Origin of the sequence: Pseudomonas sp. JV449, assembly GCF_032424295.1 — a bacterium.
Taxonomy (GTDB): Bacteria; Pseudomonadota; Gammaproteobacteria; order Pseudomonadales; family Pseudomonadaceae; genus Aquipseudomonas; species Aquipseudomonas marginalis.
In genome coordinates this window covers 293,939-314,987 of the sequence record NZ_VYKD01000019.1, presented here as the reverse complement: position 1 = coordinate 314,987, position 21,049 = coordinate 293,939, and the positions used below count along the sequence as shown (strand labels likewise).

Sequence of the window (21,049 nt, the reverse complement as noted above, 5' to 3'; positions counted from 1 at the left end):
TCAGGCGGAATGCCGCTGACTGCGGCGAAATTCCCCTGGGGTCTGGTTGTTCCATCGCCTGAACGCCCGTTGAAACGCCTGGGCCGAGGCAAAACCGAGCAAGTAGGCGATTTCGCCGAATGCCAGTTCCGTATCGCGAATGTAGGTCATGGCCAGGTCGCGGCGGGTATCGTTGAGAATCGCGCGAAACTGTGTGCCTTCTTCGGCCAGTTTGCGGCGCAGTGTCCAGGTCGGCAGCTTCAAGCGTGCCGCCACTTCTTCCAGGTCGGGTTCCCGGCCGCCATTGAGCATCGGCCCGAGCAACCGGGTAATGCGCTCGCGCAGGCTGCGGGTGCGGGTCAACTGCTCCAGTTCCCGTTCACACAGTTGCAGCAACAGGTGCCAGGTACTCGGACAATGCTGCGGGTTGCGCAGGGCCAGGGTTTGCTGGCTCAGGCGCAGTTGATTGGCGTCGGCGCCGAACTGGATCGGGCCATCGCCCAGCACCGCGTACTGTTCGCTGTAGTCCGGCGCTTCAAACTCGATTTCAATCCGCTGCGCCTGCACCGTTTGCTGGGCCAGGCTCGACAGTTGCTGCAGCCAGCCGGCGATGATCGAGTCCACCACGAAGCGGTTGTAGGCGTTATAGGGGCTGATGGAATAGAAACGCAGCCAGGCGCCTTCGGCGTCCTCGTGAAAACTTGATTGGCCGCGATAGTTGGAGCCGTACAGCGCCTCGAAGCGGGTCAGGGTGCGCGCCGCCTCACGTACGTTGGGTGCCTGGGCGGCGGTGACCCCGGCCAGCCCGGCCTGGCTCAGGCGGCTGAGCTGGCCCATGCGCAGGCCCAGGCCGGGGTCGCCGGTGAGTTGGATGGCCGCATGGCCCAGGCGCATATAACGGGGGATCGACAAGCGTGCACCCGCTTCGGCGAGGCGCGCGGGGTCGAGGCCGTATTGCAGCAGCAGCGGTTGCGGGTCGAGGCCGTGGCTGTGGATCGCGTCGGCCAGAGTGTGCACGAAGCCCACCGACAAATCACCCAGGCGCACCGGCTTCACGGGGTTACAGCCAGATATTCAGCAGGCGCGCACCACGGGCGTCGCCGTCGGCGCTGATCTGCCCGTAGCTGCTGAGAAAGCTGTGCCCGGCCGTGCCCAGGTCCCAGAACTGCCCACGCAGGAATACGCTCATGCCAGCGGTTGCCTGGCTGACGGGTTGCTGGCTGATCAGCGTCAGGCGCCGCCAGGCCTCACCTTCGCTGAGTTCTTCAGGCTTAAGGCTGATTTCCGGTGGCGTGGACACGCTCTTGAAGCCGCGCCATGGTCGATCCCAGGTATCGCGACCCAGCACAAAGGCCGGTACCGCAATCAGTTGCGCACCTTGCTCGTTGAGCTTGCGATAGTTGTCCGGGTACCAGCTGTCACTGCCGACCAATACGCCGAGGCGCCCGGCCGGGGTGTCGACCACGCTGACGATGTTTTCGTCACCGGGTTCGATAAAACCGCGTTCATCGTAGATCGGATAAAGCTGGCGCTGGGGATCACCGAGGGGCAATCCGTCCGCCGCGAACACCACGCTGGCGTTGTACAAGGCGCCATGGCCGACCTGCAGTTGGCCCTGGCTGACGCTGGGGTTGGGCAGGGCGATGGAGCCGGCCACCAGCGTGACACCAAACTCCTTGGCCAGGCCGCCGAACAGCACCTGATAGTCCCGCGCCATGCCGGAGGCTTTCATGCGCAGGTAGGCGTCATCGGTGCGGTTATCGCCGGTTGCGCTGATCCAGGCACGCGCAAACAGCAGCGGGTTGCTGACTGACAGCCAGTTCATCGCATCCTTCACGTGCAGCGCCTGGTACACCTCATTTTTTTCACCGGTCAACATCAGCCAGGTGCCGATATGTTCAGGCAGCACCACGATGGTTTTTTCGTTGATCAACCCCTGGTCCCGGGCCTTTTGCAGATAGGCCGCGAGCTTCAGGTGCAGGCGTTCCAGGCTCTGGTAATCGGCGGGAAACAGCTCCGGCTGGATGCCCAGCAAGTTGCCGCGATCGGCGGGCAGGCCTTCGTTGACGGCGAGGGTGATGCGCAGGTCCGACAGGTAATGCCCCACGGGGCGCTCCTGGGTCCAGACCAGATACGCGGCGACTGCGGCAACCAGGGCCATGGAGACGGTAAAAGCGAGAAGTTTACGCATGGGGCAACAGACAACAGACCGGGTGCAGGGTTCGCGACTAGGGTAGGGCCCCGGCAGCGGCTTGCCAAGGGGCGCTGTGCATTTGGATCAATAACTTGTCAGTTTCAGTCATTGAGCCGTCGTCCACCGCCTCTTAGTCTGTGGGACATAAACCGATGGGGTGCCATTCGAGCCCTCCACGTCCCGTGATGATCCGTTGTGGAGCTGTACCATGACCGCTGCTGCCTACCCGCACCTGCTGGCCCCGTTGGACCTGGGTTTTACCACCTTGCGCAACCGCACCCTGATGGGCTCGATGCACACGGGCCTGGAAGAAAAGCCCGGTGGGTTCGAGCGCATGGCGGCCTACTTTGCCGAGCGCGCCCGTGGCGGCGTGGGCCTGATGGTCACTGGCGGCATTGGCCCGAATGATGAAGGCGGGGTGTATGCCGGTGCAGCCAAGTTGACCACCGATAGCGAGGCGCAAAAGCACAAGATCGTCACCCAGGCCGTGCACGAAGCGGGCGGCAAGATCTGCATGCAGATCCTCCACGCCGGCCGTTATGCGTACAGCCCAAAACAGGTGGCGCCGAGTGCGATCCAGGCGCCGATCAACCCGTTCAAGCCCAAGGAGCTGGACGAGGAAGGCATCGAGAAGCAGATCCAGGATTTCGTCACCTGCTCGCTGCTGGCCCAGGTCGCCGAGTACGACGGCGTGGAAATCATGGGTTCCGAAGGTTACTTCATCAACCAGTTCCTCGCCGCCCACACCAACCACCGCACCGACCGTTGGGGCGGCAGCTACGAAAACCGTATGCGCCTGGCGGTGGAGATCGTGCGCCGCGTGCGTGAAGCGGTGGGCCCGAACTTCATCATTATCTTCCGCCTGTCGATGCTCGACCTGGTGGAAGGCGGCAGCACTTGGGAAGAAATTGTGCAGTTGGCCAAGGCCATCGAGCAGGCCGGCGCGACCATCATCAACACCGGCATCGGCTGGCACGAAGCGCGTATCCCGACCATCGCCACCAAAGTACCCCGTGGCGCGTTCAGCAAAGTCACGGCCAAATTGCGCGGTGCGGTGCAGATCCCGTTGATCACCACCAACCGCATCAACACACCGGAGATTGCCGAGCAGATCCTCGCCGAAGGCGATGCCGACATGGTCTCGATGGCGCGGCCTTTCCTCGCCGACCCCGAGTTCGTCAACAAGGCCGCCGCCGGCCGCGCCGATGAAATCAACACCTGCATCGGCTGCAACCAGGCTTGCCTGGACCACACCTTTGGCGGCAAGTTGACCACCTGCCTGGTCAACCCGCGGGCCTGCTATGAAACCGAACTCAACTACCTGCCGGTCAAGCAGATCAAGAAAATCGCCGTGGTCGGTGCCGGCCCCGCAGGCCTGGCCGCCGCCACCGTGGCGGCTGAGCGTGGCCACCAGGTGACCTTATTCGATTCGGCCAGTGAGATCGGCGGCCAATTCAATATCGCCAAGCGCGTACCGGGCAAGGAAGAGTTTTTCGAGACCCTGCGCTACTTCAATCGCAAGTTGCAGACCACCCACGTCGAGCTGTGCCTCAACACCCGTGTCGACACCGCACAACTGGTGGCGGGCGGTTACGACGAGATCGTCCTGGCCACCGGCATTGCGCCGCGCACGCCGGCGATTCCGGGCGTTGAAAATGCCAAAGTGCTGAGCTACCTGGACGTGATCCTCGAGCGCAAGCCGGTGGGCAAGCGCGTCGCGGTGATCGGCGCCGGCGGCATTGGTTTTGACGTGTCGGAATTCCTCGTGCATGAAGGCGTGTCTACCAGCCTCGACCGCGAAGCGTTCTGGAAAGAGTGGGGCATCGACACCCAGTTGCAAGCCCGTGGCGGTGTGGCCGGGATCAAGCCGCAACCCCATGCCCCGGCCCGTGATGTGTTCCTGTTGCAACGCAAGGCTTCCAAGGTCGGCGACGGCCTGGGCAAGACTACCGGCTGGATCCACCGTACCGGCTTGAAGAACAAGCGCGTGCAGATGCTTAACAGCGTCGAGTACCTGAAGATCGACGATGACGGCCTGCATATCCGCATCGGTGCCGAAGGTGAGCCGCAGCTGTTGGCCGTGGACAACATCGTCATCTGCGCCGGGCAAGACCCGCTGCGCGAGTTGCAGGACGGCCTGGTCGCCGCAGGGCAGAACGTGCACCTGATCGGCGGCGCCGATGTGGCGGCCGAGCTGGACGCCAAGCGCGCCATCAACCAAGGCTCACGGCTCGCCGCCGAGCTGTAAGGCGACGCAAGGGGCGGTGTTAGACTACCGCCCCTTTTTCGATGCAGATGCCGCCCGATGGGTCCTTTCGATTGGCTTCCCCATGCACCGCTTGAACCGTTAGCGCTGGAGTGGCTGAACGGCGTCGAGCTGGCCGTGCTGCGCCTGGACCGTATCGACCCACTGATCAGCGGCAATAAGTGGTTCAAGCTCACCCAACATCTGGCCCAGGCGCAGCAGGCCGGTGCCAGCGGCATCGTCAGCCTCGGCGGTGCTTACTCCAACCATCTGCACGCGCTGGCAGCGGCGGGCAAGCGCTTTGGTTTTCCCACCGTCGGCCTGTTGCGTGGTCACCCTCAAGACACCCCCACAGTCCTCGATCTGAAAGCCTTTGGCATGCAGTTGCATTGGCTGGGCTATGCCGGCTACCGCGCGCGCCACGCGGAGGATTTCTGGTTGCCGTGGCGCGCGCAATATCCCGATCTTTACCCCGTGCCCGAAGGCGGCGGCGGGATGGCCGGGGCATTGGGTTGCGGGGTCTTGGTCGAGCAGGCACGCCGGCAATTGAGCACCGTGGGCTGGGCCGATTACGATGCCTGGTGGTTGGCGGCAGGCACCGGTACGACGTTGGCGGGGTTGGCGTTGGCGGAGGCGGGCGCGCATCCGGTGTATGGCGCCATGGCGGTACCGGATGATCATGGTGTGGCACAGAACGTGAGTGCCCTGGTGCAGGGTGGTTATGAATTGCTGGACGCCAGTCGGGGCGGTTTTGCCAAGGTAGATCCGCTGCTACTGGACTTTATCGAGACCGCTGAACAGGCCTGCGGTGTACCGCTGGAACCGCTCTATACCGGCAAGGCGTTGTTGGCGTTGAAGCAGCAGATCGAGGCCGGGCGGTTCGTACCCGGCACTCGCCTGATCTTCGTGCATACCGGCGGCTTGCAGGGCCGCCGAGGGTTTACAGCCTAGCACGCCTGCCCGGCATCATCCGCAGCGCCGTGTTATCACGCATCACATAATGATGAAAGATCCCCGCCAACGCATGCAGCCCGATCAGCCAGTAACCGGCCTTGCCGAACCACACATGCCAGCCTTCAATCTCTTTGGCCAGCGCCTTGTTTTCAGCGATCAGTGGCGGCAACTCGATCCCATAGAACATCACCGAATGCCCCTCGGCACTGACGATCAGCCAACCGGCAATCGGCATGCCGATCATCAAGGCGTACAGCGCGAAGTGCATCAGCGTGGCCAGCAGGCTTTGCCATTGCGGCGGGGCGGGGACGATCCTCGGCGCAACCCCCAGGCTGCGCGCGAACAGGCGCAGCCACACCAGCACAAACACGGTGAGGCCGAACATAAAATGCATCTCGACGATCAACGTCCGTGCACCGCTGCCTTTGGGAAACTGTCCGCGTAACTCAATGCAGGCGTAGACCACCGCCAGTAGCACCACCATCAACCAGTGCAGCGCAATCGACATGGTGCTGTAGCGCGTATCGGAATTTTTCCACGGCATCGCTGGGTTCCTCACTCATCAGGGCGAACCTTCGTTCTTTGGCGACGAAGTCCTTTTACTGTAAGCCTGTTTTGCGCGGTTTGCCCGGTGCGATGTCGTTGTCTTTACCTCTATCAGTCGCTTTGCGGCATTTCGCCACGGGCCAGGCGCTGGTTGATGTCGGCGATGACGGCCGGCAGGTCGGTAATGGTATCGATCAGGTAGTGGGGGCGCGAGCCTTCGAACATCGCTTCGATGCGCGTGCGTTCGCTGGCCAACGTGGCGCTGTCCAGGGCGCGGAACTGCGCGTAGGTCAGGCCCAGGGCATTGCCGGAGCAGGTCAGGGCCACGGTCCACATCCCGGCGCGGCGGCCTTCGAGGATGCCTGGCACGGTGTCGTCGACCTTGACGCACGCCGCCACATCGTCGATGCCCAGGGCGATCACGTTGGCGAGTGCCTGGGCTGGCCATGGGCGGCCGTTGGGCACTTCGTCGGTGGCGACCACGTGGTCGGCGACGTAGCCGTTGGTGGTGGCCAGCGCGACGACCTTGTCCATGACTTGCTTGGGGTAGCCGGAGCAAGAGCCGATCTTGATGCCTTGCCCGCGCAGTCGGGCGATGGTGTCGAGGGCGCCGGGGATCAGCGCCGAGTGTTCGGCGATCTTCTCGATCTGCAACGGCATGAAGCGCTGGTAGATGGCCGTCACGTCGTCATCGGTGGGCGTGCGGCCGAATGCCTGGCGGTAGCGCTCGGCGACTTGCGGCTGGTCGCACAGGGTGCGGATATGGTCCCACTTGCCCATGCCCATCGGGCCACGGGCTTCTTCGATGGATACCTGCACATCGAATTCGGCGAAGGCCTCGACGAAAATCTGCGTGGGGGCGAAGGAGCCGAAGTCGACCACGGTGCCGGCCCAGTCGAGGATGACGGCCTGGAGGGTGTTGGGGTTTTGATAGTTCATGGTTCAGATCCTGTGGGTAAGGGGCAATCAGATGTCCGACACTTCCATTTCTTCCAGCACCTCGGCGATCGCCTTGACCGCTGCGCGCATCCCTTGCGCATCGACATGGCCGATGCAGCCCACGCGGAACGTCTCCACCTCGGTCAATTTGCCCGGGTACAGAATGAACCCCTTGGCCTTGACCCGTTCGTAGAAGTCCTTGAACTGGTAGCGCGGGTCCTGCGGTGCGTGAAAGGTCACGATGATCGGTGCCTGGATCGCCGCCGGCAGGAAGCTGCGCAGGCCCAGTGCGGCCATACCGTCGAGCAATGCCTGGCAGTTGTCGGCATAGCGTCGGTGGCGCGCGGGCAGGCCGCCTTCTTCCTGGTATTGCAGCAGCGCTTCGTGCAGGGCGGCGACCACATGGGTCGGCGGGGTAAAGCGCCATTGGCCGGTCTTGGTCATGTAGCTGTGCTGGTCGAACAGGTCCATCGCCAGGGAATGGCAGTTGCCCTGGGCGGTGGCCAGCGCCTGTTTGTTCGCGAAGACGAAGCCCATGCCCGGCACGCCTTCCAGGCACTTACCGGACGCGGCGATCAGTGCGTCGAACGGCACTTCGCGGGCATCGATCGGCAGCGCACCGAAGGAGCTCATGGCGTCGATGATCAGGCGCTTGCCGTGGTGTTTGACGACCTCGGCGATCTGCGGCAGCGGGTTGAGAATGCCGGTGCTGGTTTCGCAGTGGATCAACGCAACGTGGGTGATGGCGCTGTCTACCGCCAGCAGGCGGTCCACATCGGCGGCGGTAGTGGGCTGGTCCTCGGCGGTCTCAAAGGTGCTCAAATCACGGCCGAGCACTTCGCAGATCCTGGCCAGGCGCTTGCCGTAGGCGCCGTTGATCAGCACCAGTACCTTGCCGTCACGCGGGACCAGGGTGCCGATGGCGGCCTCGACCGCAAAGGTGCCGCTGCCTTGCAACGGCACGCAATGGTGGCTGCCTTCGCCGTGGAGGATCGCCAGCAATTGCGCGCAGACGCTGGCAGTGAGTTGGTTGAAGCGGTCATCCCATGAACCCCAGTCCACCATCATGGCCCGGCGGGTGCGGTTCGATGTGGTCAGGGGGCCAGGTGTCAGCAGGATCGGCGCGGCAGTGGTCATCTCAAGTCCTCGCAAGGCATCGGGGGTTGAAGCTACGACGCCTAAATTGCAGTTTGGCTTGTCATCAATCAAATTGTTTGTTGTTATGCGAGCTATCAGTGAGGCCGATAACCATGAACCTGTTCCAACTGCGCGCATTCGATGCCGTGGCCCGCGAGGGCAGTTTTACCCGTGCTGCCGCGCGGCTGTTCATCAGCCAACCGGCGGTGACCGGGCATATCAAGGCCCTGGAGGAGCACTACCAGATCCCGTTGCTGCGCCGCACCGCGCGGCGGGTGGAGTTGACCGAAGAGGGCGCGCGGCTGGCGGCGATCACACGGGCGATCTTTGGCCTGGTGGACGAAGCCCAGACCATGCTGGAGGCCAACCGCCAACTGCTGAGCGGGCGCCTGGAAGTCGCGGCGGACGGCCCGCACCTGGTGATGCCGATGATTGCCAGCCTGCGCGCGCGCTACCCCGGGATTACCGTCAACCTGCGCCTGGGCAATGCCCAGGAAACCCTGGCCGCGCTGTTGTCCGAGCATGCGGATGTGGCGGTGCTCACCGAAGTGGAACCGCGCAACGGTCTGCACCTGCAACCGTTGAGCGAGTCGCGGATGTGCGCATTGGTGCCGGCCAGCCACCCGTGGGCGCAGCAACCCGAGGGTATTCGCCTCGAGCAACTCAACGACATGATCATGGTGCTGCGCGAGCCCAGCTCGATCACCCGGCGTACCTTCGATGAGGCCTGCATGGCCGCGAATGTGCAGCCCAAGGTGCTGCTGGAGCTGGACAGCCGCGAGGCGGTGACCGAAGCCGTCGCCGCTGAGCTGGGGGTGGGCGTGGTCTCGTCCATGGAAGTCAGCCCCGACCCGCGGGTGCAGGCGGTGCCGATTGAGGGCGAGGGGCTGCTCAACCGGCACCTGCTCGGTTGCATGGAGCGGCGCCGTTCGTTGCGCCTGATTCAGGCGTTTTTCGAGTTGGCGCCCTGAGGGTTTTTTGGTGGAACGATGCGTTCTCGCGCTATAAACTCTGCCCCCAAAGCGCCGGCCAGTAGACGTTTCGGCGCGATGTATAGAAGAGAGTGAGTCATGGGCGCACAGTGGAAAGTCAAACATAAAGAAGCGGCATCCAATGCCAAGGGCAAGATCTTCGGCAAGCTGGTGAAAGAAATCACCATCGCCGCCCGCAACGGTGCCGACACCGCGACCAACGCCCACCTGCGTCTGGTGGTGGAACAGGCCAAAAAGGCCTCGATGCCCAAGGAAACCCTGGAACGCGCGATCAAGAAGGGCGCCGGTCTGCTCGGTGAAACCGTGCAATACCACCGCGTGACCTACGAAGGGTTCGCCCCGCACCAGGTACCGTTGATCGTCGAGTGCGTGACCGACAACATCAACCGCACCGTGGCGGAAATCCGCGTGGCGTTCCGCAAGGGGCAGCTGGGTGCTTCCGGCTCCGTGGCCTGGGATTTCAACCATGTCGGCCTGATCGAAGCCTCGCCGGACACCCCGGATGCCGATGCGGAAATGGCCGCGATCGAAGCCGGTGCGCAGGACTTTGAAGACGGCGAAGAGGAAGGCACCACCCTGTTCATCACCGAGACCACCGACCTGGACGCCGTGCAAAAAGCCCTGCCGGAACAGGGGTTCACCGTGCTGTCGGCCAAGTTGGGCTACATCTCGAAGAACCCGGTAAGTGGCCTGACCGATGAGCAGATGGCTGAAGTCGAAGCCTTCCTCGAAGGCTTGGACAACCACGACGACGTGCAGGATATGTTCGTCGGACTGGCGGGCTGATTTATCCGCTGAAGAAACGCATTCAAAATGTGGGAGGGGGCAAGCCTTAATGCCAGTCAGTTAAGGCTTTTTGTAGGAGCGAGCTTGCTCGCGAAAAACTCACAGGCGCCGCGCTCATTCAGGAAGCACGCGTTATCGTTGACGTTTTTCGCGAGCAAGCTCGCTCCTACAGGAGGCGATGTACGCTTAACTGACTGGCATTAGGGCAAGCCCCCTCCCACAGTTGCTTAGTGGTGTTGGATGGATTGCAGCAAGGCGTTGATTTCTTCGAAGCTCGGCCGTGCCAACACGTCGGGCTGGCAACAGCTTTTCTGCAACGCTACCAGCGCCTCGTCAATCAACCCCGCTTCAACCCGCTCCAGCAATTCCCCCAGCAACACCCCGAACGCGCGCACTTCAATGCGTTGCAAGGCTCGTGTTTCCAAGGTGTCTGCCTTGGCATGGAACGACGCCGCGCCAAAGTCCCCGAGCAAACAATCTCCCGCTTCATTCCACAGGATATTGTGCCCGTACAGGTCGCCATGGGTGATGCCGTGCCGGTGCAGATGCGCGGCCACGGAGGCGATGCCCCGGGCCATGCGCAAGGCTACGTCGAGGCTGAAGCGGGTGGCGGGGTCGTAGACATCGCGGGTGCACGAGGCCAGGCTCGGCAGGGCGGCGAGGTTGCGGTAGCTCGGGTCGATCAGGTCCATGACCAACGCGGCCTGGTCCTCGGGGGCACCCACCACGCGGCCTTGCACCTTGATCAGGTTAGGGTGCAACCCGGCGGCGATGCAGGCCTGCATTTCGTGCAGCGGCGAGCCGTCGCTGGTGATCGTGCCTTTGTACAGCTTGACGGCGACGGGCTTGGCCGTGGGTGTCCACAGGGCCTTGCGAATAACCCCCGAGGCACCTTCGCCCAGCACCTCGGACAGTTCCAGTTCCGTCCAGGGAATAGCCGCTGTTGCGTCGTCTACCGCCACATCCACGGCCATTTCCACCGGGTTGCCCGCATAGGCCAGCCACGTCAGGCTCGGCAGGGTCAACAGCCACTCGGGCAGGCGTGTGAGGCGGTTGGAGGCAATGCGGATCAGCTCCAGATTGCTGCAGTTGGCCAGGCTCTGCGGCAACTGCGTCAGTTGGTTACCGGCGAGCATCAGTTTCTGCAGTAGCGGCCGCTCGCCCAACTCGCAGGGGAGCTGGCTGATGCAGTTATCGGTGAGGATCAGCCAGCGCAGCAACGGCGGCAGCGCGGCGGCGGGCACGTGGCTGATCTGGTTGGCCTTGAAGCCGATCATGCTCAGTTTGGCGCATTGGCCCAGGCATTCCGGCAGTTCGGTAAAGGCGTTGTCCGAGCAGAACAGCACGCGCAGGTGCGGCAGGCGGTGCAGGTCGTCGGGCAGGCGGCTCAGGGCATTGCCGCTGAGGTTGAGGATTTCCAGGGAGTCGGCCAGCCCGAAGATTTCCTCAGGGAATTCGGTGAGTCCGCAGGACAGGTCCAGGCGCGTAATGCCGGCCAAGTGGCCGGCCTTGAGTTGGGCGAGGGTATTCATGAACGGCGCGGTCACTCGGCAAGGGGGCGTAAATGGCGCTCATGATACCGGGTCGCGCACCCGTTGCGGGTCGGCCTGTTGCAATTGGTTCAGGCGGCTGGCGGTGCGCGCCAGGTCGATGGCCTGGCCGCTCATGGCCTGTGCCAGCGGTTGTTCGCCGATCAGGACCAGGTGCTTGTCCTTGTCGTAAAGCACGTCCACCAGGTTGATAAAACGCTGTTGCACGGCGATCGGGCACTCTGCCAGGTGGGGCAGGCCGTCGATGACCCAGTGATCGAACGCCTCGCACAGCAACAGGTAGTCCATCACCGCCGTCAGCTGTTCGCACAGATCGTTGAAGGTGAATACGATGGTGCGTGCATGATGCTGGCGGCAGATCAATGTGCGGTTGCCCACCGTCAGCGTCTGCGTCGGGCCGCCGCTGACAGGCAGGCCGAGCGCCGCACGCTGGGCCTGCGTGCCCGGCCACAGGTAACAACCGGTGGTAAAGCGTTGCGCGGCATGGGCCTGGGGCAGGCTGCGAAAGTCCTCGGGCGAACTGACTTCCAGCACGTCCATACGTGCGGCAATCAAGTCGATCACCGGCTTGAAACGCTCGTGGTACAGCGGGTTGGGCAACAGCCCTTCGGGTGGATAGTTGGAGGTGACCAGCACCCACACGCCACGCTGGAACAGGGCCTTGAACAGCCGGGTAATCAGCATGGCATCGCCGATGTCGTGCACGTGGAACTCGTCGAAACACAGCACGCGGCAGCCGTCGAGCAGTTCGTCCAGGGTCATGGCCAAGGCATCGTCCGTCGCCTGGTGCGTGAACATACCGCGGTGCAGTCGGGCGAAAAACTCATGGAAATGCACGCGTTGCTTTTCGGCGATGGGCAGCGCCTGGAAGAAACCGTCCAGCAGCCAGCTTTTGCCGCGCCCCACCGGGCCGTGCAGGTACAGGCTGCGGGTCGGCTGGCTGGCGAGCAGGTGCCGGGTCTGGCGCGCCATCGCGTCGATGGCCTGGGCTTGGCCAGCACTGAGGGTGTAACCCTGTTGCCGGGCTTTGTCCTGAAAGAACGTCTGGATGGGCATGTCGTCGTGTGTGTCGGTTTTTTTACCGAGCAAACGACGGATAAGGGGGAGCACGGCCAATGCGAGTCACTCTGTAGTGCGGTGGTCGCTTACTTTAGGGCGCCGCTGGCGATTTGACCAATCTAGAACGGCTGCAGGGGTGGCGTCGCCTGGCCGGCCGGGCTGACCACCGCATAGTTGTAGCCGCCGCCGGACCAGTATTGCGCTTGCAACCCATCCGCCGTGCGCTCGCCACGGGGCAGGAAACCGTTGTCCGGGCCCGGTGGGCGGATGTAGAAGCTGATGCGTCGACCTTGTGCGTCCTGGTACAGCACCATGGCGGCGGCGCCTTGATCGGTGGTGAGCAGTCGCCCGCTGACGGGCGTGAAGCCCGCTTGGCTCAAGTCCGGCAGGCGATGGGCTTGATTGAAGTAGCGGTCGAGCCACGCCTGCATCGTGCCGCGGTCCTGGCCGTTATAGTCGGCGGGCATGATGCCCTCCTGGGCAAACAGGCGGAACGCTTGCATCGCATCGGCCATCGGCAGCAGCGGCGGTTGCGTGGCTTCACGGGCCTGCCAGCCGCCGAGGCCACCGAGGCTGACGGCCATCAGCAGCACCGCAGCGGTAGCATAGTGGCGGCGCGATTGATGCTTGAGGCGCTGGCGAATCAGTGCCGGGTCCAGCGCCGGGTTAGCCGGTTGTTGCAGGGCGCCGCTCAAGGACGCGCGCAGCAATTGCGCGTCCTGTTGCCACGCCTGCACTTGGGCCGCGACCTCGGGGTGGGCGGCCAGATAGGTTTCGAGCACGCGGCGATCACTGTCCAGGAGTTGATGATCGACGTAGGCATGCAGGTCGCGTTCGCTGGGGGGCAGGCTGATCATTTGAGTATCCGCAGGGAAGGGCTGGCGATGTCGCCATCGCTGAGTTGACGCAACGCTTGGCGCGCCCGGGACAGGCGCGACATCACGGTGCCGATCGGCACCTCGAGTATTTGCGCGACTTCCTTGTAGCTCAAGCCCTCCACCGACACCCACAACAGCAGTGCGCGTTGTTCGGTGTTGAGTTGGTCGAAGGCTTGCAGGGTCGCTTGGGCGATGACGGTGCGCTCCACCGACGGCTGCGCATCATCGCGGCCGGTAAAGAATTCCAGCATGCGTGCATAGCGCCGGGTGCGGCGGTGGGCATCGAGGAACTGCCGGTAGAGGATCGAGAACAGCCAGGCGCGCAAATCGCCCTCGATGCGTTTGTCGGCCCAACGGGTGATCGCCCGCTCCAGGGTCGCCTGCACCAGGTCGTCGGCACTGCTGGCGTTACGGGTCAGGGACACAGCGAAACGCCGCAGCCTGGGGATGAGTTCACGTAACGGTTCGTCGAGTTCATGCATGGGTGTCTGGCTGGTCACTACGCTGGGACTAGAGAGACGTCCGGCGTGAACGGTTATTCCCGGCCGTGGAAAATAAATCCAGGGCCTGGGAATAGAGCGGATCGGCGTTCGTCTTAATGCTCCGACCTTATGGTTACCCCCAAAGGCCTTCAGGCCCTGGAGTCTGTTCATGGTAGATCACTCATCACCGCCACGTCCCCCGTTAAGCACGGCGAGCCTGATCGCACGACTTGCGGGAATTGGTGCCGTGGTTGCGGTTATGGCCGGGGCATTTGCCTACGTCAACGGCAGCCTCGACCCACAACGCCTGCGCCCGAAAACCCTGGTCAATGCCCTGGAAACCAACAACGGCGTGCACCCTGGATTCCGGCGTAACCATGCCAAGGGCGTGTGCGTGGCCGGGTACTTCGAAAGCAGTGCCGAGGCGCGTGCCTACTCCCGCGCCCAGGTGTTCAGCGCGGCCAGGACGCCGTTGATCGGCCGCTTCGCCTTGCCCAGCGGCAACCCCTATGCGCCGGACAGCAGTGTGCCGATCCGCAGCTTTGCCGTACAGTTCAGCCTGGCCAACGGCCAGCAATGGCGCACCGGCATGAACAGCATGCCGGTGTTCCCGGTGGGCACGCCCGAGGCGTTCTACCAGATGCTCAAGGCCGGCGCGCCGGACCCGGCCACCGGCAAGCCGAACCCGGCGAATATGCCGGCGTTTTTTGCCGCACACCCTGAGGCGGCGCCATTCCTGGCGTGGGTCAAGACGGCCAGGCCATCGGCCAGTTATGCGACCGAAACCTATAACGGTATCAACGCGTTTTATTTGGTGAGTGCCGAGGGCAAGCGCCAGGCCGTGCGTTGGGGCGTAGTGCCCCAGAGTCAGGATGCAGCGGGGGAGACCGCACCGACGGGCGCCGACTTTCTGGAGAAAGACCTGGTGCAACGCCTGGCCACAGGGCCGTTGCGTTGGCAGTTGAACATGACCCTGGCCAACCCCGGCGACCCGCTGGAGGACGCGAGCAAACCCTGGACCGGTGAGCACAAGGTGTTGAATGCCGGCACCCTGGTGCTGCAAAGCAGCCAGCCCCAGGCCGACGGCGATTGTCGCGACATCAATTTCGATCCGTTGATCTTGCCCAGCGGCATCGAAGCCTCCAATGACCCGCTGCTGGCTGCACGTTCGGCGGCGTATGCCAGTTCGTACCTGCGCCGTGCCGGTGAAGTCAGCCCCTTGCACAGTGCCCCAGCGGAGTCGAAGCCATGAATGCCCAACCACGGTTTTTTGCGCCCCTGGCGCGCCTGCTGCACTGGTTGATGGCGCTGATGGTCATCGCCATGTTGTTTATCGGCGCAGGCCTGGCGGCGTCAGTGTCGGAACGGCATGAGTGGTTGATCCACCTGCACAAGCCGTTGGGGATCGCGATCCTGATGCTGGTGATCCTGCGCCTGGCGGTGCGCTTTTCCACCCGCCAGCCGCCGTTGCCGTCTGACTTGCCGCTGTGGCAGGTGCTGGCGGCCAAGGCGTCCCATCTGGTCTTGTATGGGTTGATGCTGGTATTGCCGCTGCTGGGCTGGGCGATGATTTCGGCGGCGGGCGACCCGGTGATGCTCAGCAGTTCGGTGCAGTTGCCGGCGTTGGTGGCGGCGGATGCGCCGCTGTTTGCGCTATTGCGCAAGGCCCATGGGTATCTGGCCTACCTGCTGTTCCTGACGGTACTGCTGCACCTGGCGGCGGCGTTGTTCCATGGGTTGATTCGGCGCGATGGTGTGTTGCAGAGCATGACCGGCACCAAGGACTGATGCCGGGGGCCAGGGGCGTTAGCGCAGGACCGTGACGATATCGGCCACGGTGCTCAAGACGTCCTTGGCCAGCTGTTTGGAGCGTTCGCCTGACCAACCGGTTTTCGGGTTGGGGGCGTCGTCGTTGTCCTTGAACGGCATTTCCAGGGTCAGGGACAGGCAGTCGTACTGCTCGCCGACGGCATTGCAGGCCAGGGTCATATTGGCTTCGCCCGGCAAGTCGCGGGTGTAGCCGTGGGTGGTTTGGAAGTCACGGGTCAGCGAACTCAAATGGCTGCGAAAGCGTTTTTCCAGCGCTTCGATACGCGGGGTGTAGCCGGGGTTGCCTTCGCAGGCAGCGGTGAACACGTAGGGGATTTCTTCGTCGCCGTGAATATCGAGGAACAGGTCGACACCGTACTGCTGCATTTGCTGTTGCACGAACAGCACTTCCGGGCTGATCTCCTGGCTGGCGCTTTGCCAGGCGCGATTGAGGTCCTGGCCCATGGCGTTGGTGCGCAGGTGACCGTGGAAGGCGCCGTCGGGGTTCATGTTCGGCACCAGGTACAGGTCGGCAACGGCCAGGAGCTTTTTCATCTCGGCATCGCCATCCTGTTGCAGGCGTTCGATGATGCCCTCCATGAACCATTCGGCCATGTGTTCGCCGGGGTGCTGCTGGGCAATGATCCAGACATTGCGTCGGCCTTCGCCGCCTTTGCCACGTCGCAACAGTTGAATATCGCGGCCCTCGACACTTTTGCCGGTGGCCAGCAGTTGGGTGCCGGCGTACTTCAGGGCCTGGTCGATCAGCCAGTTGTGGCGTTCGCGACTGTAGGGCTCGAAGTAGGCCAACCAGGCATGCTTCTCACGGGTTTCTAGGCTGATGTGCAGGATCTCGCCGTCAAAGCGCGTGGGGACTCGGAACCAGTTGACGTGATCATAGGACGCGACAGCGTTATAGCCGCTCCAGGCGTGCTTATACGAAGAGCCACCGGCGTTGCTCAGGCGAAAGTTATGGGTGTGGCCCACGTGCATGCCTTCGGCTTTGAAGTGGAACCATTGGTAATGGTGGCTGCGGGTATCGGGTTGGATGGCCAGCAGCAGCTGGTAGGCGTCGCTGGCGTCGAGCACCTGGATATTGCCACTGTCGAAGTCGGTGCTGATCTTGATGGAGGTCAAGGCCACGGTCATAGTCTGGTTGCCTGAATATGAGTGTTGTGGCGGCTATATTACACAGGAGTTTGGTAAAGCCTGGATGCAAAATTGTTGCGGGGAGGGGGGCGTCGTCCGTGACGCCGCCGCAGCTTAGAATCTATGAGATTGATTCTCAAGCGCTATTTCGCAGAGATGTGCGCTGGAGCACTGGACTGGCTTTCTTTTGGCGATGGTCTTTTGCTACCATGCGCGCCATCAAGCAACACACAGTCTTCATTAGCCTGAAGCCATGCCAGGGAAACTGGCAAAAAAAAGACCCGGCCAAAGAGCCGGGTCAAAAACCGTGATTAGCCTGATGAGGAGATATTCCAAGAGTCCGACCTAAGGTCCCTTGGTCTATCGACTGATCTCGCGATCAGCTGGGTCCAATAATAATCATTATCATTTGCAAGTCAAATGTTTTTATCCATGGGATAGAAATATTTTTCTTTCGCGGTTGTTATCCGTTCGCCCGAACCTCCGGTGCCCGCAACGACCGCTCGACCATCGCCTTCGCCATATCAATCAAATACACCACGGAAAACGCCAGGTCGCGCTGGTTGCCCTGATGGCTGCTCGCTGATTCGTAGGCCGTGGCGGCGGCACTGCGCAACAGGTCCGAGGCGTGCACCAGGGCTTCCTCCTGGCTGATGCCGGGCTTGATGGCGAAAAAGCTGTCATCCGGGACGGGTGCTGACATATTTTCTTTCAAGTAGAAGTCCAAGGCACGCTGGGCAGCACCGCTGCTGCGCAGGCCTTGAACGTCATCGTTTTCGGGTGTTTCAGGCAGGGGATACGGGCTCGTCGTCATAAGGGGCGGTACTCTGGGTGGGTGTCGAAAACCTTATGCTCGATGATAGTACGTATCGTATTTATGTCGTTTTATGGATTACTACAAACTGTTTATTGCCCTGGAAACTGGCTGACGTATTGTCCGCGGCCATGGATAAATGGATAGCATTGGTCAAGGCCAACATGAAAGACCGCGAGGTCACCCAGGGTGAGCTGGCTGAACGCTTGGGCATGTCCCAGGGGGGCGTTGGGCACTGGCTCAACAAGCGCCGCGTGCCGAGCCTGGCGGATATGAACCGGGTGCTGGAAGAGTTGGGGCTGGGCGACTTGGAGGTGGTGCAGGAGCTGCGTGAGAAGGCCGACGAAGTCCGTGGCCCGGCAAAACAATACACGTCGTATTTTCGCTACCCGGTCAGCGAGTGGAAAGGCCTGTGTGACATTCGCGAAGAGCGCCCGGCCTATGGCGCCGCACGCTTCGAACCGACGGATTACCACGCCCGGGGCGACGCCTTCTGGCTGCCGGTGACAGGTGACGCCATGACCGCGCTCAGCGGCCCGAGCATCGCAGCGGGGATGATGATCCTGGTAGATCCGGCCATCGCCGCCGAACCCGGCAAACTGGTAGTTGCCCAACGGGCCGCCAGCACCCAGGCGACCTTCCGCCAGTTGCTGGAAGAGAGCGGCCAGCTCTACCTGGTGCCGCTCAACCCCACCTACCCGAAACTGCTGTTCACCGCTGATTGCCGCATCCTCGGCGTCGTCGTGCAGGCCACGGTGAAGTTCTAGTCCTCCGTTTCGAGCTCCACCAACGCACACCCTTCGGCAACCATTTCACCCTCCTGGCAGAACAGCGCCTTGACTACCCCGGCCTGGGGCGCGCGGATACTGTGCTCCATCTTCATCGCCTCGAGCACCACCAGTTGCGTGCCGGCCTCGACCGTTTGGCCGACGTCCACCAGTACCCGCACGATGCTGCCGTTCATGGGTGCCGTGAGGCCGCCCTGGTGCGACTGGCTGGCCTCGACTGCCGCAATCGGATCGAACAGGCTCACGCCCTGCATCTCGCCGTCCCAACGCAGGAAAACCGTGTGCTCGTTGCGCACTGCCAGATGTGAACGACGGACGCCCTGGTGTTCGATCACTAACTGTTCGCCCTGCAATGTCGCGGCGTCGGCGGCCAGTGTCACCAGGCGGTCCTGGCCATTGCAGCTCAAGTGCAGCGAGACCTCGGCGGGCAGCCCCGCACGGAATCCACGGGTGTCCGCCCATGGCCCGTCACCCGCAGGCAAGCTCTGCATAAAGGCCGAACCCGCAGCCTGCCAGAACGCATCGCTCAGCGTCCCGGCCACCGGCAGCAGATCCTCCTGATAGCGCGGAATGAATCCGGTATCCAACTCGGCCGCCGCAAATGCCGGATGACCAATAATGCGCCGCAGGAAGCCCAGGTTGGTCTTCAGCCCACCCACGGCAAACTCGTCGAGCATGCTCAGCAACCGCAGGCGTGCCTGTTCACGGTCTTCACCCCAGGCAATCAGCTTGCCGAGCATCGGATCGTAGAACGGCGACACGTCGTCTCCTTGCTCGACACCACTGTCCACGCGGCGCCCCGGGCCCGGCCCGGACTCGCGATACAGCGCCAGGTGCCCGGTGGCGGGCAGGAAGTCGTTGGCCGGGTCTTCGGCGTACAAACGCACTTCAATCGCATGGCCGATCAGCGGCACCTGCTCCTGGGTGATCGGCAGCGCCTCGCCCTGGGCGACGCGAATCTGCCAGGCCACCAGGTCCAGGCCGGTAATCGCTTCGGTGACCGGGTGTTCCACCTGCAGCCGGGTGTTCATCTCCATGAAGAAAAACTCGCCGCGCGCATCCAGCAAGAACTCCACCGTGCCCGCACCGACATAACCGATGGCCTGGGCCGCACGCACCGCCGCTTCGCCCATGGCCTTGCGCTGTGCAACGCTCAGCCCCGGTGCCGGGGCTTCCTCGACGACCTTTTGGTGGCGGCGTTGGATCGAGCAATCCCGCTCATTGAGGTACAGGCAATGCCCATGCTGATCGGCAAACACCTGGATCTCTACGTGGCGTGGCTTGAGCAGGTATTTCTCCACCAGCATCTGCCCATTGCCGAAGGACGACAGCGCCTCACGCTGGGCCGAGGCCAGGGCGTCGGCGAGTTGGCTGACATCCTCCACCACCTTCATGCCCTTGCCGCCGCCGCCGGCCGTGGCTTTGAGCAGTACCGGATAGCCGATGCGCTCACAGGCGGCGCGGAAGGTTTCCAGGTCCTGTTCTGTGCCGTGATATCCCGGCACCAGGGGCACGCCGGCGGTTTCCATCAGGGCCTTGGCGGCGGACTTACTGCCCATGGCGTCGATGGCCGAGGCGGGCGGCCCGAGGAAGATCAGGCCCGCCGCTTCGATCGCACGGGCAAACCCGGCGTTTTCCGACAGGAAACCGTAACCTGGGTGAATGGCCTGGGCACCGCTGGCCTGGGCGGCGGCGATCAGTTTGTCGATTTGCAGGTAGCTCTCGGTGGCCTTGCTGCCCCCCAGGTCGACACGAATATCCGCCTCGCGGCTGTGTCGCGCATCACGGTCGACGGCGCTATGCACCGCCACGGTGGTCAGGCCCATGGCCTTGGCGGTGCGCATCACCCGGCAGGCAATCTCGCCGCGGTTGGCCACCAGTACGGTGGTCAGCGTGCTCATGAACGCGGCTCCTGGGGCTGCCAGCTGGGTGGGCGTTTTTGCAGGAACGCGCGCAAGCCCTCCTGGCCTTCGGCGCTGACACGGATGCGCGCAATGGCATTTTCGCAATAGCGGCGCAGGGCAGGGGTGAGCGCGCCGTTACCGACTTCGCGCAGCAGGTCCTTGCTGGCGCGCATCGCTGCCGGGCTGTTATGCAGCAGGTGGGTGATCCACTGTTCCACCTGTTGGTCCAGTTCGCCAATCGGGTAGCTTTCCGCCAGCAGGCCGATTTCCCGTGCACGCTGGCCGCCAAAGCGCTCGGCGGTCAGGGCATAGCGCCGCGCCGCCCGTTCGCCGATGGCCTGCACCACGAACGGGCTGATCACGGCCGGGGCCAGGCCGATGCGCACTTCCGACAGGCAAAACTGCGCGTCATCGGCGCCGATGGCCATGTCGCAGCAACTGATCAGGCCCAGCGCGCCACCGTAGGCCGCGCCTTGCACCACTGCCAGGGTGGGGATTTTCAGCTTGGCCAGGTTGTACATCAGCTCCGCCAGTTCGCGGGCGTCGTCCAGGTTGGTGTGGTAATCCAGCTCGGCCGACTGCTGCATCCAGGCCAGGTCGGCACCGGCGCTGAAGTGCCTGCCGCGCCCACGCAGGACCAGGAAACGCAGGGACGCATCACCTTGCACATGGTCGAGGGCGATGATCAGTTCGCGGATCATCTCGGCGTTGAACGCGTTGTTCTTGGCTTCTCGGCTGAGCCACAGGGTGGCAAAGCCACGGCTGTCGGTGATCAGTTCGAGGGTGTTGAAATCGCTCATGCAAGGAGCTCCATGATGATGAGAGGTCTCCTGTAGGAGCGAGC

General features: G+C 63.1%; 20 protein-coding genes. 7 read left to right on the top strand and 13 right to left on the bottom strand.

Going from position 1 to position 21,049, the window contains the following annotated elements:
- Both F6S08_RS19075 and F6S08_RS19070 read right to left on the bottom strand, forming a co-directional pair.
- Positions 1–1,035: an AraC family transcriptional regulator gene (locus tag F6S08_RS19075; RefSeq protein ID WP_065924139.1), complete on the bottom strand. Its 1,035-nt coding sequence runs from the start codon at positions 1,033–1,035 to the stop codon at positions 1–3.
- Between the two features lie 4 nt (positions 1,036–1,039).
- Complete coding sequence (locus F6S08_RS19070) at positions 1,040–2,170, bottom strand: carbon-nitrogen hydrolase family protein (protein ID WP_065924138.1); 1,131 nt, start codon at positions 2,168–2,170, stop codon at positions 1,040–1,042.
- 211 nt (positions 2,171–2,381) lie between these two features.
- Between F6S08_RS19070 and F6S08_RS19065 the strand changes: the two genes are divergently transcribed.
- Both F6S08_RS19065 and F6S08_RS19060 read left to right on the top strand, forming a co-directional pair.
- Entirely contained in the window at positions 2,382–4,421 is a 2,040-nt protein-coding gene (locus F6S08_RS19065) for an NADPH-dependent 2,4-dienoyl-CoA reductase (protein ID WP_315872162.1), read from the top strand.
- A 57-nt stretch (positions 4,422–4,478) separates the two neighbouring features.
- Positions 4,479–5,369, top strand: a complete 891-nt coding sequence (locus tag F6S08_RS19060; RefSeq protein ID WP_065924136.1) for a 1-aminocyclopropane-1-carboxylate deaminase/D-cysteine desulfhydrase — start codon at positions 4,479–4,481, stop codon at positions 5,367–5,369.
- Here F6S08_RS19060 and F6S08_RS19055 read toward each other — a convergent pair.
- The 3 genes from F6S08_RS19055 to F6S08_RS19045 form a co-directional block, all read right to left on the bottom strand.
- A complete protein-coding gene (locus F6S08_RS19055; protein WP_315872161.1) occupies positions 5,359–5,916 on the bottom strand; it encodes a cytochrome b in 558 nt (185 codons plus the stop codon). The two genes, F6S08_RS19060 and F6S08_RS19055, sit on opposite strands and share 11 nt — an antisense overlap.
- Positions 5,917–6,029: 113 nt before the next feature.
- Positions 6,030–6,857, bottom strand: coding sequence for a phosphonoacetaldehyde hydrolase (gene phnX, locus F6S08_RS19050; RefSeq protein ID WP_315872160.1), 828 nt, complete (start codon positions 6,855–6,857; stop codon positions 6,030–6,032).
- A gap of 27 nt (positions 6,858–6,884) precedes the next feature.
- Entirely contained in the window at positions 6,885–7,994 is a 1,110-nt protein-coding gene (locus F6S08_RS19045; RefSeq protein WP_315872159.1) for a 2-aminoethylphosphonate--pyruvate transaminase, read from the bottom strand.
- 113 nt (positions 7,995–8,107) lie between these two features.
- Here F6S08_RS19045 and F6S08_RS19040 point away from each other — a divergent pair, with 113 nt between their 5' ends.
- Entirely contained in the window at positions 8,108–8,965 is an 858-nt protein-coding gene (locus tag F6S08_RS19040; protein WP_074847207.1) for a LysR substrate-binding domain-containing protein, read from the top strand.
- 99 nt (positions 8,966–9,064) lie between these two features.
- Positions 9,065–9,772, top strand: coding sequence for a YebC/PmpR family DNA-binding transcriptional regulator (locus tag F6S08_RS19035; protein ID WP_027606258.1), 708 nt, complete (start codon positions 9,065–9,067; stop codon positions 9,770–9,772).
- 227 nt (positions 9,773–9,999) lie between these two features.
- Here F6S08_RS19035 and F6S08_RS19030 read toward each other — a convergent pair whose 3' ends face one another.
- The 4 genes from F6S08_RS19030 to F6S08_RS19015 all read right to left on the bottom strand — a co-directional run bounded on the left by F6S08_RS19030 (position 10,000) and on the right by F6S08_RS19015 (position 13,741).
- Positions 10,000–11,304 carry a protein kinase gene (locus F6S08_RS19030; RefSeq protein ID WP_315872158.1) on the bottom strand — a complete coding sequence of 435 codons (1,305 nt, stop codon included), beginning with the start codon at positions 11,302–11,304 and terminating at the stop codon, positions 10,000–10,002.
- A gap of 39 nt (positions 11,305–11,343) precedes the next feature.
- Positions 11,344–12,438, bottom strand: coding sequence for a cell division protein ZapE (gene zapE, locus F6S08_RS19025; protein ID WP_315872157.1), 1,095 nt, complete (start codon positions 12,436–12,438; stop codon positions 11,344–11,346).
- A 62-nt stretch (positions 12,439–12,500) separates the two neighbouring features.
- Positions 12,501–13,238, bottom strand: a complete 738-nt coding sequence (locus tag F6S08_RS19020) for an anti-sigma factor (protein WP_315872156.1) — start codon at positions 13,236–13,238, stop codon at positions 12,501–12,503.
- A complete protein-coding gene (locus tag F6S08_RS19015; RefSeq protein WP_027606262.1) occupies positions 13,235–13,741 on the bottom strand; it encodes an RNA polymerase sigma factor in 507 nt (168 codons plus the stop codon). Before F6S08_RS19015 ends, F6S08_RS19020 begins: the two co-directional genes overlap by 4 nt.
- A 169-nt stretch (positions 13,742–13,910) precedes the next feature.
- On the opposite strand from F6S08_RS19015, the gene F6S08_RS19010 reads away from it, so the two are divergent.
- Together F6S08_RS19010 and F6S08_RS19005 are read left to right on the top strand one after the other, a co-directional pair.
- Positions 13,911–14,993: a catalase family peroxidase gene (locus F6S08_RS19010; protein WP_315872155.1), complete on the top strand. Its 1,083-nt coding sequence runs from the start codon at positions 13,911–13,913 to the stop codon at positions 14,991–14,993.
- Positions 14,990–15,529, top strand: a complete 540-nt coding sequence (locus F6S08_RS19005; RefSeq protein WP_065924126.1) for a cytochrome b — start codon at positions 14,990–14,992, stop codon at positions 15,527–15,529. The genes F6S08_RS19010 and F6S08_RS19005 overlap by 4 nt, the downstream gene beginning before the upstream one ends.
- A gap of 18 nt (positions 15,530–15,547) precedes the next feature.
- Here F6S08_RS19005 and F6S08_RS19000 read toward each other — a convergent pair whose 3' ends face one another.
- Positions 15,548–16,699, bottom strand: a complete 1,152-nt coding sequence (locus tag F6S08_RS19000; RefSeq protein WP_065924125.1) for a M14-type cytosolic carboxypeptidase — start codon at positions 16,697–16,699, stop codon at positions 15,548–15,550.
- A gap of 463 nt (positions 16,700–17,162) precedes the next feature.
- Positions 17,163–17,513: a DUF6124 family protein gene (locus tag F6S08_RS18995; protein ID WP_027606266.1), complete on the bottom strand. Its 351-nt coding sequence runs from the start codon at positions 17,511–17,513 to the stop codon at positions 17,163–17,165.
- A 131-nt stretch (positions 17,514–17,644) separates the two neighbouring features.
- Between F6S08_RS18995 and F6S08_RS18990 the strand changes: the two genes are divergently transcribed.
- Positions 17,645–18,280: a LexA family protein gene (locus tag F6S08_RS18990; RefSeq protein WP_065924124.1), complete on the top strand. Its 636-nt coding sequence runs from the start codon at positions 17,645–17,647 to the stop codon at positions 18,278–18,280.
- Here the strand turns inward: F6S08_RS18990 and F6S08_RS18985 are convergent.
- Together F6S08_RS18985 and F6S08_RS18980 are read right to left on the bottom strand one after the other, a co-directional pair.
- Positions 18,277–20,202 (bottom strand): acetyl/propionyl/methylcrotonyl-CoA carboxylase subunit alpha, encoded by a 1,926-nt coding sequence (locus F6S08_RS18985; RefSeq protein WP_315872154.1) that lies wholly within the window; start codon positions 20,200–20,202, stop codon positions 18,277–18,279. The genes F6S08_RS18990 and F6S08_RS18985 overlap by 4 nt on opposite strands.
- Positions 20,199–21,005, bottom strand: coding sequence for a gamma-carboxygeranoyl-CoA hydratase (locus F6S08_RS18980; RefSeq protein WP_027606269.1), 807 nt, complete (start codon positions 21,003–21,005; stop codon positions 20,199–20,201). The genes F6S08_RS18985 and F6S08_RS18980 overlap by 4 nt, the downstream gene beginning before the upstream one ends.
- Positions 21,006–21,049 lie beyond the last annotated feature (44 nt).

What these genes read in the sequence shown, in the direction of transcription:
- F6S08_RS19000 (WP_065924125.1), bottom strand. Translation starts at nt 16,699, where the DNA reads ATGACCGTGGCCTTGACCTCCATCAAGATCAGCACCGACTTCGACAGT.
- F6S08_RS19060 (WP_065924136.1), top strand. Translation starts at nt 4,479, where the DNA reads ATGGGTCCTTTCGATTGGCTTCCCCATGCACCGCTTGAACCGTTAGCG.
- F6S08_RS19005 (WP_065924126.1), top strand. Translation starts at nt 14,990, where the DNA reads ATGAATGCCCAACCACGGTTTTTTGCGCCCCTGGCGCGCCTGCTGCAC.
- F6S08_RS18990 (WP_065924124.1), top strand. Translation starts at nt 17,645, where the DNA reads ATGGATAAATGGATAGCATTGGTCAAGGCCAACATGAAAGACCGCGAG.
- F6S08_RS19035 (WP_027606258.1), top strand. Translation starts at nt 9,065, where the DNA reads ATGGGCGCACAGTGGAAAGTCAAACATAAAGAAGCGGCATCCAATGCC.
- F6S08_RS19015 (WP_027606262.1), bottom strand. Translation starts at nt 13,741, where the DNA reads ATGCATGAACTCGACGAACCGTTACGTGAACTCATCCCCAGGCTGCGG.
- F6S08_RS18985 (WP_315872154.1), bottom strand. Translation starts at nt 20,202, where the DNA reads ATGAGCACGCTGACCACCGTACTGGTGGCCAACCGCGGCGAGATTGCC.
- F6S08_RS19010 (WP_315872155.1), top strand. Translation starts at nt 13,911, where the DNA reads ATGGTAGATCACTCATCACCGCCACGTCCCCCGTTAAGCACGGCGAGC.
- F6S08_RS19065 (WP_315872162.1), top strand. Translation starts at nt 2,382, where the DNA reads ATGACCGCTGCTGCCTACCCGCACCTGCTGGCCCCGTTGGACCTGGGT.
- F6S08_RS18995 (WP_027606266.1), bottom strand. Translation starts at nt 17,513, where the DNA reads ATGACGACGAGCCCGTATCCCCTGCCTGAAACACCCGAAAACGATGAC.
- F6S08_RS19030 (WP_315872158.1), bottom strand. Translation starts at nt 11,304, where the DNA reads ATGAATACCCTCGCCCAACTCAAGGCCGGCCACTTGGCCGGCATTACG.
- F6S08_RS19055 (WP_315872161.1), bottom strand. Translation starts at nt 5,916, where the DNA reads ATGCCGTGGAAAAATTCCGATACGCGCTACAGCACCATGTCGATTGCG.
- F6S08_RS18980 (WP_027606269.1), bottom strand. Translation starts at nt 21,005, where the DNA reads ATGAGCGATTTCAACACCCTCGAACTGATCACCGACAGCCGTGGCTTT.
- F6S08_RS19070 (WP_065924138.1), bottom strand. Translation starts at nt 2,170, where the DNA reads ATGCGTAAACTTCTCGCTTTTACCGTCTCCATGGCCCTGGTTGCCGCA.
- F6S08_RS19020 (WP_315872156.1), bottom strand. Translation starts at nt 13,238, where the DNA reads ATGATCAGCCTGCCCCCCAGCGAACGCGACCTGCATGCCTACGTCGAT.
- F6S08_RS19045 (WP_315872159.1), bottom strand. Translation starts at nt 7,994, where the DNA reads ATGACCACTGCCGCGCCGATCCTGCTGACACCTGGCCCCCTGACCACA.
- F6S08_RS19040 (WP_074847207.1), top strand. Translation starts at nt 8,108, where the DNA reads ATGAACCTGTTCCAACTGCGCGCATTCGATGCCGTGGCCCGCGAGGGC.
- phnX (WP_315872160.1), bottom strand. Translation starts at nt 6,857, where the DNA reads ATGAACTATCAAAACCCCAACACCCTCCAGGCCGTCATCCTCGACTGG.